Source organism: Eggerthella hominis (genome assembly GCF_014287365.1).
In the GTDB taxonomy this organism is placed as follows: Bacteria; Actinomycetota; Coriobacteriia; order Coriobacteriales; family Eggerthellaceae; genus Eggerthella; species Eggerthella guodeyinii.
Genome location: NZ_JACOOA010000006.1, coordinates 174682 through 188676, shown reverse-complemented (window position 1 = coordinate 188676; position 13995 = coordinate 174682). Strand labels below are relative to the sequence as shown.

Below are 13995 nucleotides of genomic sequence, written 5' to 3'. Positions count from 1 at the left end.
CGTCCGCCGAACAAAACCGGGAGGGTATCATACCACGAGCCCCTTCCCCCGCGCGTCAGCTCCAGATGAGGTCCATCATCTCCTGGCGGTCGTGGACGCCCATCTTGGCGTAGATGTGGGAGACGTGGGTCTTGACGGTGCTGCCCGACAGCACCAGCTCGTCCTGGATGAAGGCGCGCGTGCGGCCCTGGGCCAGCAGCACGAACACCTCGGTCTCGCGCGGAGACAGGGCGTAGCGCCCCGCCAGCTCGAGGCACGTGTCGGACACCGTCTGCACGAGCGGCGCCGCATCCTCGCCGGAGGAGGCGCCCTTGCGGTTCGGCATGAACCAGACGGCGCACAGCGCGACGGTCACGAAGGCGTACGTGGCCAGCATGACGAGCAGCGTGTCCACGATGGCCGCGCGCCCCAGCAGCAGCACCCAGGCGATGGACGCGCCCGCGTACACGATGCCGGCCGCCCCCATGACGCGGTACGACGGCACGTCGAGCACGTCGAGCGCCGTCACCACCACGGTCCAGAACAAGAGGTGCGCGAACAGCTCGTCGATCTGGATGACCACGGTGAGGAACCCGAGCGACGCGCCGGTGGGGTTCGCCTGGATGGCCACCACGAACAGGCCCACGAGGATGAGCAGCAGCGCGGGCTGGAAGCGGATCGGCAGCGCGGCATCGGCCAGGAGCGCGAGCGCCGCGTACGCGAACACCACGACGCAGGCCGCCGGGATGACCAAGGCGGTGAGCCACGGCAGGGCCGTGGAGATGCTCGCGTTCGTGTCGCCCCACATGCCGAGGTAGCTGACCGAGCGGATGACCGCCAGCACCACCGCCGCGATGGCCAGCAGCACGAACATGGTGCGGCGCTCGGCAGCCGACGTGTGCTTGCGCGTGCGCGGGACGGCCGGCACGCCGAACACCGTGCGCACGCGCACCTCGTCGATCCCCGCTGCGGCGAGCGGCGCATGCTCGGCCCGCTCCTCTTCGGCGCGGTCCGCGCGGTCGCGCGCCATGGCGCAGGCCGTCTCGAACAGCAGCGCCGTGGCCACCGGCATGATGATGGCGATGACCACCTGCACGGTGGGGCTCGCGAACGCGCCGAGCACGAGCAGGATGGGAAGCTTGACCACCAGCCCGCCCGCGATGCTGCCGACGGCGCACACGTAGCCCTGCGTGCGCGCGAGCAGCAGGATGTAGCGCGCGGCCAGCCAGAAGTAGCCCACGCCCGCCACGAACAGGCCGCCCACGGCCAGCGCGCCGGGATCGAAGAACGTCTGATGGAACGACATGCCGAAGCACGCCGTGCCGAACGCCGAGAGCAGCGGCAGCACGAAGCGCAGCATGCCGTCGGCGTGCTTGAGCGCGCGCGGCGCCGCCGCGAACGCCACCGTGCACACGAGGATGCCCGCAAGGAAGAACAGCCGCGGGTTCACCCATGCGTCCATGCCGGCGGTGGACGACATGAAGCCCAGCGTGTGGCCCATCAACGTGCACCACACCAGATTGAGCCCCAGCCCGCACGAAGCGAGCACGCCCACCGGATTGCTATGCAGACCGCGGTTGCCCATGATCAGAGTTTCCCCACGTTTCCCCCAACGTCCGATCGCCCACGCGGCGACCGTCCCCCATTATCGCACTCCCTTCGCGCACCCGCACCCTCAAATATCGGGAGAGCTTCGTCGCCAGGCGAATCACTCCGCCTCACACGGGCATCGCCCAAAGTGTCCGATGCGGAAATCGCCGGGCACGGCGCGAATCGGATACTTGGGTGATGGCGCGCACGGCGGCGGGCATCCTACGATGAACCGGTCCGTCGAAGCGCCGTCCGCGAGGGAGCGAGAGGAGGGGCGAAGCCGAGCAAGCGGGAACGGCCGCGTCGGACGACAGGAACCAAGACGAGGAAAGGGGGATGCATGAGGTTCAACAAGAAGGCCATCATCGTGGCAACCTGCGCGGCCTGCACGCTCGGCCTGGCGGTCGGATGCGCGCCGCAGCAGTCGGAGAACGCGAGCACCGCCGCTCCGTCCGGGGACGGCGCCGCCGCCCCGCAGGAGCAGAATCTCACGCCCGAGCAGCAGGCCGTCATCGACGGCGCCGAGGGCACGACGAACGAGGACATCAACGAAGACTACTATCCCGGCAAGGAGTACCTCGACGGGTTGTGGGACCGCTGGGACCAGGTGGCAACCGAATACGCGCCCGAAGTGAGGACGCTGCCGAACGGCCAGATGGTGCAGCGCACGCCCACCGAGTACGAGGTGGATCCCGACGCCTGGCAGATCCAGGCCGGCTCGAACTCGTACAACACCTACTGGCTCGATGCCGACAACCGCGGCTGCGAATCGTGCCACGCCGACATGAACGCGCTGCTGAAGAACCTGCCCTACGAGCACCCGGTGGCATGGAACGACGAGCTGGACAACAAGACGACGCTGCAGCAGTGCCTGTTCTGCCACTCGTACGCGCCCGGCTACATCTCCAAGCAGTACGAGTTCGGCACGCTCATGCACGGCATCCATTTCGGATCGCGCACGAAGGGCGAGTTCGCCGACCAGTACGACGGCGACTGCATGTCGTGCCACAACGCCACCGAGAACGGCGGCGGCATGGAGCTGTGGGACACCACGAAGTACGATCGCCTGTGGGGCATCAACGACGTCGAGAACGTGCAGGGCACCTTCGCCATCGACCAGGAGAGGACGCAGGATCAGAGCGGCGTGTTCTCGTACGACTGGATGCACGCCTACTACGACAACATGCGTCACGGCGCGGGCGTGAACGGCCTCGACCTCGAGATGCCGCAGAGCCTGTTCGACGAATGGACCATCACGGTGGACGGCAACGTGAACGCCGAGTACACGGCCACGCTGCCCGAGCTCATCAAGGAGGCGGAAGCCGACGGCGCCGTGGTGACGAAGACCTCGAAGATGGTGTGCAACTGGAACCCGGTCGGCGGTGGCGGCGTCACGAACACCGAGATCACCGGCATTCCCGTGAGCTGGCTCGTCGAGAAGGCGGGCGGCTACAAGGACGGCACGACGGGCGTCAAGGCGCTGCGCGCCGACGGCAGCTCCAAGCGCGCCTTCCCCGTGGGCAAGGTGGACTCCGACGAGGCGCTGCTGGTGTACAAGATCGGCGGCGAGTACCTCGACGCGACGCGCGGCTACCCGTGCACGAACTGGGTCGAGGGCGTCGATGCGCAGATCAACTCCAAGCAGGTCGACACCTACCACGTCACCGACGAGGACATCGACTACACCGACAAGTGGGCCGGCAACCCGAACGGGTGGCAGAACGAAGACGACGTTCCCATGAACAAGCCCAACGCCACCATCCTCGGCGTGCCCGACGGCCTGCTCGTGCAGAACGGCCAGCCCTACGAGTTCTCGGGCTACGTGGACGGCTACGACGAGAAGATCGCGAGCGTCGAGTTCTCGATGGATCGCGGCGAGACCTGGACGAAGTACGACCTGGCCGACACCGACCGCAACAAGATGGTGTGGTGGACGTACTCCTACACGCCCGAGCTGGAAGGCGCGTACTGCCTGACCATCCGCGCCACCACCGAGAGCGGCATGGTGAGCTTCGAAACCCAGACCGTGATGTTCAACGCAAAGGACAAGCTGCCCAGCCCCGAGGAGACGACCGTGCTGAAGACCGCGTCGCTCGTCCCCCCGAAGGTCGAAGCGGCAACCGACGAGAAGAGCGAGTAGGAGGACGCCATGGCTTACAACCCCAAGAAGATCGCGGGCGGCGTGGCCGGAGGGGCGCTGCTCATGTTCGGAGCGGCGGGCGCGTTCGGCGCCGCAGCCGGACTGCCGCAGACCGCCGACGCGGACCCGATCGCCACGACGCACACCGTGGGCGACCACGAGGTGACGGCCCAGTGGTTCGACGAAGGCGACGAATCCTTCGTATCCGTGCCCGACGCGCAGGGAACGTTCTCCTTCAACCAGGAGGGCGTCACCCCCAACGACGAGCTGTTCAACGTGTTCGGCGCGGCGCTGACCAGCATGTGCTCGAAGCCCGCCACCGAGTTCGCCGACGTGGAGGGCGGCGTTGCCAACTTCTACGTGAACGTGGGCGGCAACATCAAGAAGAACTTCACCATCGACGTGCGCGACCTGGCCGACGACGCCAGCCAGGAAACGATGATGGCGTGCTCGTGCGCCACCGGCTCCCCCTTCGGCCAGGCGGCCGTCATGGGCGTGCCGCTGTCGGCCGTGGTGGAGATGGCCGACCTCGAGGACGGCGTGAACACCATCACCGCCTACGGCGCGGACGGCTTCGGCCAGCCGCTGCCGCTGCGCTACGCGCTCGAGAAGAACGCGCTGCTCGTGTACCAGGTGAACGGCCAGGAGCTTGAGGCGGCCACCGGGTCGAGCCTGCAGCTGTGGATGCCCGAGACGGTGGCGCGCTACTTCACGCGCGACATCGTGAACATCGAGCTGACGCAGGAGGATGCGGAGCCCGACGTGCAGGTCGTCGACCCGTGCTACCGCAACAAGATCAACATCATGAACTACGCCGACGACTGCGTCTTCAAAGCCGGCGACGAGATCACGTTCGAGGGCGTGGCGGACGATCTGGGAAGCCCCATCGCCGCCATCGAGTTCTCCTTCGACAACGGCCGCACCTGGACGTCGTGCGACACCGACGGCGCCACGGCCGACAAGTGGGTGAACTGGCAGTTCACCACGTCGTTCGAGGAAAAGGGCGACTACCGCATGACCGTGCGCGCGAAGACCGCCGACGGCATGGTGTCCCCGCTCGCGGCGACCCTGCTGTTCGAAGTGGCCTAGAACGCCCCGCGTTCCGCGCCGACCGAAACGCCCGCCCGCATTCCGCAGGCGGGCGTTTTTGGATCACCGATACGCACACGTCGTCGCCCACGGCGCCTGCCCAAGTTTCTGCCCCCGATGCGGCATCCCGAACGACGGCCTCGAGTAATGCTGCATACATTGGCATAGCAAAAGAATCGCACAGCGGGCGCGCAAATCGGCTCGAAGTAACCAATTTTTTCGTTTTGCGTGATTGATGACGCAATTTGATGGCATAAGAAAAAGACGTACTCTCGTAGCAGTCTCTTGACCTGCAGGTTTGCAAAACGGCTTTGAGGCATCCTTCGGTCAGGCTACCGAAATGTGGCCCGGGATCCCTTTTCGGCACGCAAAACGAAAAAATTGACTAGAACTTCGGAATTCTCGCGCCGTGCCCCCCAAGTCTTGCTGTCCCGATGTTGGACAGGATCGCTTTGGGGAAATGGGATAAGGTTGGGCAATGGGGGGGGTCGCTCACGCCGCAAGACCCTTCGACCACGGCGTTGCGTGCGAGCGCCCAGAATGGCAAGCGAGAACGCTTTTCGCTTGGCAACAGGGAAGATAGGACGACTTCCCCGAACGTGAAAGCGGGATGGGCGTTGTGCTATAGGTACCTTCGTACGCGGCGGCAGTAGGCGCGATATTCATCGCCGAACGTCGCCTCGCACTCGCGCTCCTCAGCCTTGATGATGAAGTGGGCTGCCGCCTGGAACACCAGCACGAGCACGAGCAACGCGGGCGATTGCGTGAGCAGCACGCATCCGAGGAAGTACAGGAAGTACGCCACGTACATCGGGTTGCGGGAGATGCGGTAGACGCCCGTCTCCAGCAGGCCGCTCGCCGACGGGCGCGCGAACTGCACCGTCGACGCAACGAGCAGGACGACCCCCGCCCCGTACACGACGAGCCCCGCGCCGAACAGGTACGACGGCTCCAGTTCGATGCCGAGGAAGCACGGGTACACGATGAGGGCGACGTTGGAGATCTGGTACACCCCGTAGGCGATCTTCTCCCGACCCACCAGCGGCGCGAAGTGCGCCGCCCGCGCAAGCGCACCCTTGTCGAGGGCGCCCAGCAAGCCGAACCGAATAAGGAACAGCGGGATCATCAGAAGGAACGCCATGGGACTTCTCCTTCTATCGCACGTGCGTCCCGCGCCGATGCGCAACGAATGAGGCGTGCGATCGGCGCGGAGCACGACGCCCGCATCCCGAAGCTCCTATCGCGCCACGCAAGATGCTACTTGTACTGGCTCGGGTGCTTGGCGAAGAAATCGAAGCGGGGCGGCAGCTCGCGGATGCGGTGGCGCGCCTCGGTGATCTCGCCGGCGCTGCACAGCTCCTCCATGCCCTCGAAGTCGTAGTTCCAGCTGAAGAAGTCGTCGAACTCGAAGCTGAGGTAGTCGCAGATCTTCTCGGCGCCGGCCGGCACCACGGGGTGCATGAGCAGCGTGGCCATGCGCAGCAGGAAGAACGAGTCCACGAGCACCTGGCGACGCAGCTCGTCGTCGCCCGTGTTCTCGGCCTCGCGGATGCCGTCCGACCAGCGCTTGTTCGCCCAGCGGATGAACTCGTCCATGATCGACATGATGGTGTGCAGCTCCACGCGATGCATCGTCTCGTCGTAGGCGCGCAGCACCTCGTGCACCTTCGCCACCACGTCCTCGGACACCTCGCCCAAGGGCATATAGCCCTCGAAGTTCTTCTGTGCCTCGTAGAAGCAGCTGCGGGCCAGACGGTTGAACACGTTCGTCAGCAGCGCGCCCTCCTTGAGCACCGGGTCGGCCACGCGCGGGTCCTCGAGCTCCTCGGGGGTGGCGAGGAACGGCTTGGGCTTGAAGCCCACCGACTTCTGATCGAGGCCGAGCGCCAGGAAGTGCGCGCGCAGCTGCTCGACGGTGTAGTGGTCCAGCAGCTCGTCGGCCGTGGGCGGCTTCACCGACCCCGACGACGAGGCTTTCTTGTCGCCGAACAGGATGTGATGGTTCGCCACGAGCGTGGTCTGGCGGATGGGGTGCTCGGTGACGCCGGGTGCGAGGATGTCGCCGGGACGCAGCGCCTCGATGAGCGCCGGCTGCGCCACACCGTAGAAGTACAGGTTGTCCTGGCCGATGAACTGGTACACCTCGGCGTCCTCCGAGCACCAGTAGTCGCGCCAGCTTCCGCGCGGCAGCCCCATCTTGTCGTTGATCGCCATCGTGAACGACATGGGCGCCCATAGGCTCTCGGGCCAGCACCACACCGTGAGGCCCTCGAGCCCCTCGATGACCGGCGCCTTCACGCCCCACTCGATGTTGCCCGTGATGCGGAACGGCACGAGCGCCTTGCCCGTGCGGAAGCGGATGCCCGCCCGCCCCAGCACCTCGCGCGCCGCGTCGCGGTCGTCGATGGTGGCGAACTCGATCTCGAAGCTCTGCTTGCCCTTATCGGCCTCGCGCAGCTCGTGGGCCGGCAGCTCGCCGGCCACGGCCTCGTAGGCCTCGCGCGCGTCGTTCTTGATGTAGACGACGGGCGGGGCGAGGAATTCCTTGATGGTCTGCGGCACGATGGCGCGCACCTCGGGGTCGGCCTCGAGCGCCGCCACGTGGCCGCGCAGGAAGTCGGCGAACGCGGGCAGGTCGAAGTACCAGTTCTCCACGGGACGCATCTCGGGCGTGGTGCCGGTCAGCGACGACTTCGGCGCGATGAGGTCCTCGGGCGCGTAGCTGTGCCCGAGGTCGCACTCGTCGGCGTAGGCGTGCTCGGACTTGCAGCCCTGCACGGGGCAGCGCCCCGTCACCTGGCGGCCGTTGAGGAACGTGTCGGCTTCCGTATCGTAGAACTGCAGCGTGGCGCGACGCTGCAAATGCCCGTTCTCGTGCAGCTTCTCGATGAACTTCTCGCTGATCAGCTGATGCACGTCGCCCGAGTGCCCCATCCCCGACCCCTCGTAGATGGACAGGCTGATGCCGTAGGACTCCAGCGTGCGCTTCTGCGCCTCGTGGTTGCGCTCGACGTAGTCGGCGATGGAGCCGTCGAACTCCCCCGCCTCCACGAGCTTGCGGTAGCCCTCGTTGATGGGCGAGCCGAAGCAGTCCGTGCCGCTGATGAAGCGCACGTTGGCGGCGCCGATGCGGTCGCGCAGGAAGCGGGCGAAGGCGTCGGCCGGCACGAACACGCCGGCGATGTGGCCGAAGTGCAGCGGCTTGTTGCCGTAGGGCATGCCCGCCGTGACCACGGCGCGCTTGGGCCACGAGATCCGTTCGTTGCTATTGGGCGATGCTGCCATCGTTGTCCAGCTCCTTCAGCGCTCGGGCGATATCGTCGGTGGAGACGTTGCTTTCGGACATGAGATCGAGCAGGCTCGAAAGGCTGCTCGAGGAATCCTGGAGGGTGACCGTGGTGTAATGCGTGGTGTTCGCGAGCTCGGCCGCCTTCGCCACCGCATCGTCCTTCGTGCCGATCTCGTCGGCCAGGCCGTTCTCGACCGCCGTCATGCCGGTGAACGTGAGGCCCGTGGCCAGCGCGCGCACGTCTTCGACGGACATGTCGCGGCCCTCGGCCACGGTCTGGATGAACGTCTCGTTGATCTGGTCGACCTGATCCTGGTAGTAGGCGCGCTCCTCGTCGGTGAGCGGGCGCGTGCCGTAGCTGGAGTCCTTGCTGTCGGCGCTCGTGACGTTGTCCACCGAGATGCCCAGCTTCTCCATGAGGCCCGACAGGTCGGTGATCTGCATGGCCGTGCCGATGGCGCCGATGGCCGTGGTCTTGGCCGTGTAGATGTAGTCGGCCTGCGAGGATATCTCGTAGGCGGCGCTCGCGTTCATGGACGCGCTCGACACCACGACGGGCTTGCCAGAGCGCTCGGAGAACTCGCGCACGTAGTCGGCCATCTCCTCGCCCGCGGTTGCGGTGCCGCCGCCGGAGTTCACGCGCAGCACGATCGCCTTGATGTGGCTGTTCTTCTCGGCACGGTCGAGCTGGGCCTTGAGGCCCTCGGGGCTCGAGGTGGTGCCGTCGTACTGGATGGTGCCGTCGATGTCGATGACGCCCACCGCATCGCCCGTGAGGTAGTCGACGTCGTCGGTTGCGGCGGAGGCGCCGAAGGAGCCGAACGACGAGGACATGACGGACGTGCACGACCACATGCCCAGCGCCAGCAGCGCGAACACGAGCACGACGGCCACGAGGGCCACGATCCACCCACGGCTTTTCTTCGGAGGCTGCTGCACGGCGTAGCCGTACGGAGCGCTCTGCGGAGTCGGTTGCTGCGGCGCGGCTGGCTGCTGCCACACCTGCTGCTGCCAGTTGTTATCTTGAGACATGGTCCCTCCTTGGTTCGTGCATCAGCTCATACTACCGTACGCGTCACGAAACCGCACCCAACGGATGCGGTTCCCTGGTGGTTTCCATTATAAGACCGCGGGCGGCACGCACGTTGACGCCCGGATGACGGATGCCTGAGCCCTAGAACTCGAGCGACCCGTCCGCCTTGGTGTGCTGGGCCTTCTTCGCCGTGCGTACGAGGAACTCCTGGTTCGTCTCGGTCTGCTTGAGCGACTTGATGAGCATGTCCATGGCGCGCTCGGTGCTGTTCGTGTTCGCGAGGATGCGGCGCACGGCCCAGATGAGCGGCGCCTCCTGCGGCTCGAGCAGCAGGTCTTCCTTGCGCGTGCCCGAAGCCACCGGGTCGATGGCCGGGAAGATGCGGCGGTCGGCCAGGTTGCGGTCGAGCTTGAGCTCCATGTTGCCGGTGCCCTTGAACTCCTCGAAGATGACCTCGTCCATCTTCGAGCCCGTGTCCACGAGCGCCGAGGCCAGGATGGTGAGGCTGCCGCCGTGCTCGATGTTGCGCGCGGCGCCCAGGAAGCGCTTGGGCGGGTAGAGCGCCGTGGAATCGACGCCGCCCGACAGGATGCGGCCCGAGGCCGGCTGCGCCAGGTTGTAGGCGCGCGCGAGGCGCGTGAGCGAGTCGAGCAGCACGACGACGTCCTTGCCGCATTCAACGAGGCGCTTCGCGCGCTCGATGACCAGCTCGGACACGGCGATGTGGTTCTCGGTGGGCATATCGAACGTCGAGGAGATGACCTCGCCCTTGATGGAGCGCTCCATGTCGGTGACTTCCTCGGGACGCTCGTCCACGAGCAGGCACATGAGGTGCACTTCGGGGTTGTTCGCGCTGATGGCGGCTGCGATGTCCTTGAGGATGGTGGTCTTGCCCGCCTTCGGGGGGCTGACGATGAGCCCGCGCTGGCCCTTGCCGATGGGCGACACGAGGTCGATGACGCGCGCGGTGACGGTGTTCTTGCCGTGCTCCATGGTGAGGCACTCGTCCGGGTAGACCGGGGTGAGGTCGCCGAAGCGGACGCGGCTTCCCAGCTCTTCGACCGGGGTGCCGTTGACGGCCGTCACCTTCTGGATGGCCGCGTACTTCTCGTTCTCGCGCGCCGGGCGCGTCTGGCCGGTCACGAGGTCGCCCTTGCGCAGGCCGTTGCGGCGGATGGTGGACAGTCCCACGTAGCAGTCCGTCTCGCTGGGCAGGTAGCCCTGCGTGCGCAGGAAGCCGTAGCCGTCGGCGAGGATGTCGAGGATGCCCGACACCTCGATGAAGCCCTCGGCCTTGACGCTGGCGCCGAACACGGCTTCGACGAGCTCGGCCTTCTTGAGGCCCGTCACGTCGAGGTTGAGCTCGGCGGCCTTCTCGCGCAGCTCGGCCACCTTGAGCTTCGCCAGCTCCTCGCGCGACACGCTGGGCTGGACTTCGCGGTTGCCGCCGCGGTTGTTGTCGTGCTGGCGGCGTTGGCGGCGCTGGTTCTGGTTGTTGTTCTGCCGGTTCTGGCCGCCGCCCTGCTTCTGGCGGTTGTTGTTGCCGCCGCTGTTGTTGTTGGGCTTGCCCGCGTTCGAGGCGTTCTGGCGGCGGTTGTTCGAGCCGGAACCTTGTTGCTGCTGTTGCTGCTGCGTCCCGCCGGCCTTCACCGACTTGCGCGGCGTGCGCGTGGCCGACGAGTTGCGGCCCGGCGTGGCCGCGCCTTCCGCCTTGCTTGCCGATTTGGCGTTCACGCTCGTCGAGCGGCGCTTGGCGGGTGCGGCTGCGGGAGCCGTTGAGGTTGCTTCGTTTTCGCTCATGCCTGCTGAACTTTCTCCCAGTCCTTCATGAACGCATCGAGGCCGCGATCCGTCAACGGATGCTGCACGCACTTCTTGAGCGCGGCGAACGGCACCGTGGCGATGTCGGCGCCCATGAGGGCGGCCTGCGTCACGTGGTTCGCGCTGCGCACCGACGCGGCGATGATTTCCACGTCGTGGCCGAAGTCGTAGTTGTTCACGGCAGCCACCACGTCGGCGAGCTGCGCGATGCCGTCCTCGGCGATGTCGTCGAAGCGGCCGACGAAGGGACTGATGTAGCGGGCGCCGGCGCGCGCGGCCATGATGGCCTGCGGCACGCTGAAGCACAGCGTCATGTTGACGGGGATGCCCTCCTCGGAGAGCGCCTTGGTGGCGGCGAGGCCTTCCACCATGGTCGGGATCTTCACGACCACGTTGTCGGCGAGCGCGGCCAGCTCGCGGCCGTCGCGGATGATCTCGTCGCGCGTCATGGCGACGCTTTCGGCCGAGACGGGGCCGTCCACGATGTCGCAGATGCGCTTGATGTGGTTATGGAAATCGTCGAGCTTGCCGCCGGTGCGCGCGTACAGCGTCGGGTTCGTGGTGACGCCGGCGAGCACGCCCCAGCTGGCCGCCTCCTCTATTTCGTTGAGATCGGCGGTGTCCAGAAAAAACTTCACCCAGGTCCTCCTTATACAATGACTATTACCGGTGAAACGCGCGCGACCGCGCGCATGGATTCCGTGATGAGATGCAGATGTGTTGGGTGTGTGCTGAGAGATAAAAGAACTGATCATCATGGTACCGCATGTGTTCGGTTCGTTCAAGCGCAAAGCGGTCGGGTTCGTGGAAATGCGATGGAGGAAGGTCTACGAATCGGTGCGGACGGCCGTTTCGCACCGCGGGCAGGCGCCCGCGGACATCGAGCCGCGAACTACGCGATGGTGCGGAAGAAGCAGGTGCGCTCCCCCGTGTGGCAGACGGGACCCGCCGGATGCACGAGCGCGAGCAGCGTGTCGGCATCGCAGTCGTAGCGCAGCTCGACGAGCTTCTGCACGTTGCCCGACGTGGCGCCCTTATGCCACAGCTCCTGGCGGCTGCGGCTCCAGAACACCGTCTCGCCGCGTTCGAGCGTCAGCTCGAGCGACTCCTCGCTCATCCACGCCATCATGAGCACCTCGAGGGTGTCCGCATCCTGCACGATGCACGGGACGAGCCCGTCGGCGTTGTAGGTCAGTTCGGGCATGTCCATATAGCTTCTCTCCGCTCTCTTACATACGTGCAGCCGGCCGAAGGCGATCTCGTCGACCCGCGATCGTGTCGACAAGGCTTTCGACGCGATTTTCCCTTGTTCGTGGCAGAAATCGGGAGTTTTTCGTCGCTGGAGGGGCCGCGCAAGCGCACCACGCGGGCCGTCGAGTGGCGAACGGCATCGTTTCGCCTGATCAGCAACTGGCACTAGCCACCCCGACGCGAGAGGCGCCTCACCATGCGACGAAAAACTCCCGATTTCTGCCACGAACGGGCCTCGTCGCATGCAGGCGGGCGATCACAGCCTCACGGGGATGCCCTGGGCGCGCATGTGCTCCTTCACCTGGCGGACGGTGAGCTCGCCGAAGTGGAAGACGCTGGCGGCCAGCACGGCGTCGGCCTCGCCCTCGATGACGCCCTGGGCGAAGTGCTCGAGCTTCCCCACCCCGCCCGAGGCGATGACCGGGATGTCCACCACGCGCGCGACTGCCCGGGTGAGCGCGCAGTCGAAGCCGTCGCGGCTGCCGTCGCGGTCCATGCTGGTGAGCAGGATCTCCCCCGCCCCGCGGCGCGCCGCCTCCTGCGCCCAGGCGACCGCGTCGATGCCCGTGGCCGTCCGCCCGCCGTGCACGTACACCTCCCACTTGTTCGGGTTGCCCGCCACCTGCTTCGCGTCGATGGCGCACAGGATGGCCTGCGAGCCGAACGCCGCGGCGGCCTGGGTGATGAGCGACGGCTCCGCCACGGCGGCCGAGTTCACCGACACCTTGTCGGCGCCGGCGGCGATCATCGTGCGGATGTCGGCCACGCTGCGGAAGCCGCCGCCCACGCAGTACGGCAGGTGGAGCTGCTCGCTCGCGCGGCTGGCGAGGTCGACGGTGGTGGCGCGGTCGTCGCTCGTGGCCGTGATGTCGAGGAAGATCACCTCGTCGGCGCGCTCCTCGTCGTAGCGTTGCGCGAGTTCGATGGGGTCGCCCGCGTCGCGCAGGTTCACGAAGTTGACGCCCTTCACCACGCGCCCGTCCTTCACATCCATGCAGGGGATCACGCGTTTCGCTAGCATCGCGCACCGCCGATCCCACAGGGGTCGGCCTGGATGGCGGCGGCTTCGGCGCGGCGCGTGGCCTCGTCGCATGCCCGCACCCCTTCCTCCACCGACAGCGCGCCCTCGTACACGGCGCGCCCCGCGATGACGCCTTCGATGCTGCCGGCCACCTCGCCCAGGCGCACGAGGTCGTCCACGCCGGCCACGCCGCCCGACGCGATCACCGGATGGCCGAACGCCTCCGCCATCGCCGCGTACGCCTCCGCCTCGATGCCGGTCTGCATGCCGTCGCGCGCGATGTCGGTGTACACGAGGTGCCGGAACCCGAGCGCCGACACGTCGCGCGCCAGCTCCTCGGCCGCCACGCCCGCGCCCTCGCGCCAGCCGGCCACGGCCACCTCGCCGCCCTTCGCGTCGATGCCCGCGCACAAGAGCCTGCCGTACTGCGCGATGGCGGCCTCGGCGAAGGCGGGGTCGGCCACGAGCGACGTGCCCAGCACCACGCGCGACACGCCTGCGTCGGCCAGGCGCGCGATGGTGTCGAGCGAGCGCACGCCGCCGCCCACCTCCACCTTGAGCAGGGTCTTCTTCAGGATGCGCTCGATGATGGCGATATTCTCGGGAACGCCTGAGCGGGCGCCGTCGAGGTCCACCACGTGCAGCCACGCAGCGCCCTGCTCCTCGAACAGCTGCGCCTGCACGGCGGGGTCGTCGTGGTACACGGTCACGCGGTCGTAGTCGCCCTTGGCGAGGCGGACGGCCTTGCCGCCCAGGATGTCGATGGCCGGAAGCAGGTACAC

11 protein-coding genes are annotated in these 13995 nt (G+C 66.9%); 2 read left to right on the top strand and 9 right to left on the bottom strand.

Annotated features, from left to right (window positions below):
• Positions 1 to 55 precede the first annotated feature (55 nt).
• Positions 56 to 1564 (bottom strand): helix-turn-helix transcriptional regulator, encoded by a 1509-nt coding sequence (locus H8S61_RS13630; RefSeq protein ID WP_160943062.1) that lies wholly within the window; start codon positions 1562 to 1564, stop codon positions 56 to 58.
• 345 nt (positions 1565 to 1909) lie between these two features.
• On the opposite strand from H8S61_RS13630, the gene H8S61_RS13625 reads away from it, so the two are divergent.
• Both H8S61_RS13625 and H8S61_RS13620 read left to right on the top strand, forming a co-directional pair.
• Entirely contained in the window at positions 1910 to 3709 is a 1800-nt protein-coding gene (locus H8S61_RS13625; protein ID WP_160943063.1) for a molybdopterin-dependent oxidoreductase, read from the top strand.
• 9 nt (positions 3710 to 3718) lie between these two features.
• Positions 3719 to 4798, top strand: a complete 1080-nt coding sequence (locus H8S61_RS13620) for a molybdopterin-dependent oxidoreductase (RefSeq protein WP_186939359.1) — start codon at positions 3719 to 3721, stop codon at positions 4796 to 4798.
• A gap of 622 nt (positions 4799 to 5420) precedes the next feature.
• On the opposite strand, the gene H8S61_RS13615 is transcribed toward H8S61_RS13620, so the two are convergent.
• The 8 genes from H8S61_RS13615 to hisA all read right to left on the bottom strand — a co-directional run bounded on the left by H8S61_RS13615 (position 5421) and on the right by hisA (position 13995).
• Positions 5421 to 5939 carry a methyltransferase family protein gene (locus tag H8S61_RS13615; RefSeq protein WP_186939358.1) on the bottom strand — a complete coding sequence of 173 codons (519 nt, stop codon included), beginning with the start codon at positions 5937 to 5939 and terminating at the stop codon, positions 5421 to 5423.
• A 116-nt stretch (positions 5940 to 6055) separates the two neighbouring features.
• Positions 6056 to 8083, bottom strand: a complete 2028-nt coding sequence (locus tag H8S61_RS13610; RefSeq protein WP_186939357.1) for a methionine--tRNA ligase — start codon at positions 8081 to 8083, stop codon at positions 6056 to 6058.
• Positions 8064 to 9119, bottom strand: coding sequence for a signal peptide peptidase SppA (gene sppA, locus H8S61_RS13605; RefSeq protein WP_160943067.1), 1056 nt, complete (start codon positions 9117 to 9119; stop codon positions 8064 to 8066). Before sppA ends, H8S61_RS13610 begins: the two co-directional genes overlap by 20 nt.
• A 142-nt stretch (positions 9120 to 9261) precedes the next feature.
• Positions 9262 to 10920: a transcription termination factor Rho gene (rho, locus tag H8S61_RS13600; RefSeq protein WP_160943068.1), complete on the bottom strand. Its 1659-nt coding sequence runs from the start codon at positions 10918 to 10920 to the stop codon at positions 9262 to 9264.
• Positions 10917 to 11579 (bottom strand): fructose-6-phosphate aldolase, encoded by a 663-nt coding sequence (gene fsa / locus H8S61_RS13595; RefSeq protein WP_186939356.1) that lies wholly within the window; start codon positions 11577 to 11579, stop codon positions 10917 to 10919. The genes rho and fsa overlap by 4 nt, the downstream gene beginning before the upstream one ends.
• A gap of 254 nt (positions 11580 to 11833) precedes the next feature.
• Positions 11834 to 12151, bottom strand: a complete 318-nt coding sequence (hisI, locus tag H8S61_RS13590) for a phosphoribosyl-AMP cyclohydrolase (protein WP_186939355.1) — start codon at positions 12149 to 12151, stop codon at positions 11834 to 11836.
• A gap of 297 nt (positions 12152 to 12448) precedes the next feature.
• Positions 12449 to 13213 carry an imidazole glycerol phosphate synthase subunit HisF gene (gene hisF, locus H8S61_RS13585; protein ID WP_186939354.1) on the bottom strand — a complete coding sequence of 255 codons (765 nt, stop codon included), beginning with the start codon at positions 13211 to 13213 and terminating at the stop codon, positions 12449 to 12451.
• Positions 13207 to 13995: a 1-(5-phosphoribosyl)-5-[(5-phosphoribosylamino)methylideneamino]imidazole-4-carboxamide isomerase gene (gene hisA, locus H8S61_RS13580; RefSeq protein ID WP_186939353.1), complete on the bottom strand. Its 789-nt coding sequence runs from the start codon at positions 13993 to 13995 to the stop codon at positions 13207 to 13209. Before hisA ends, hisF begins: the two co-directional genes overlap by 7 nt.

Coding starts and splice junctions, on each gene's coding strand:
- H8S61_RS13620 (WP_186939359.1), top strand. CDS start 3,719: ATGGCTTACAACCCCAAGAAGATCGCGGGCGGCGTGGCCGGAGGGGCG.
- H8S61_RS13625 (WP_160943063.1), top strand. CDS start 1,910: ATGAGGTTCAACAAGAAGGCCATCATCGTGGCAACCTGCGCGGCCTGC.
- H8S61_RS13630 (WP_160943062.1), bottom strand. CDS start 1,564: ATGGGCAACCGCGGTCTGCATAGCAATCCGGTGGGCGTGCTCGCTTCG.
- H8S61_RS13615 (WP_186939358.1), bottom strand. CDS start 5,939: ATGGCGTTCCTTCTGATGATCCCGCTGTTCCTTATTCGGTTCGGCTTG.
- hisF (WP_186939354.1), bottom strand. CDS start 13,213: ATGCTAGCGAAACGCGTGATCCCCTGCATGGATGTGAAGGACGGGCGC.
- rho (WP_160943068.1), bottom strand. CDS start 10,920: ATGAGCGAAAACGAAGCAACCTCAACGGCTCCCGCAGCCGCACCCGCC.
- sppA (WP_160943067.1), bottom strand. CDS start 9,119: ATGTCTCAAGATAACAACTGGCAGCAGCAGGTGTGGCAGCAGCCAGCC.
- hisI (WP_186939355.1), bottom strand. CDS start 12,151: ATGGACATGCCCGAACTGACCTACAACGCCGACGGGCTCGTCCCGTGC.
- H8S61_RS13610 (WP_186939357.1), bottom strand. CDS start 8,083: ATGGCAGCATCGCCCAATAGCAACGAACGGATCTCGTGGCCCAAGCGC.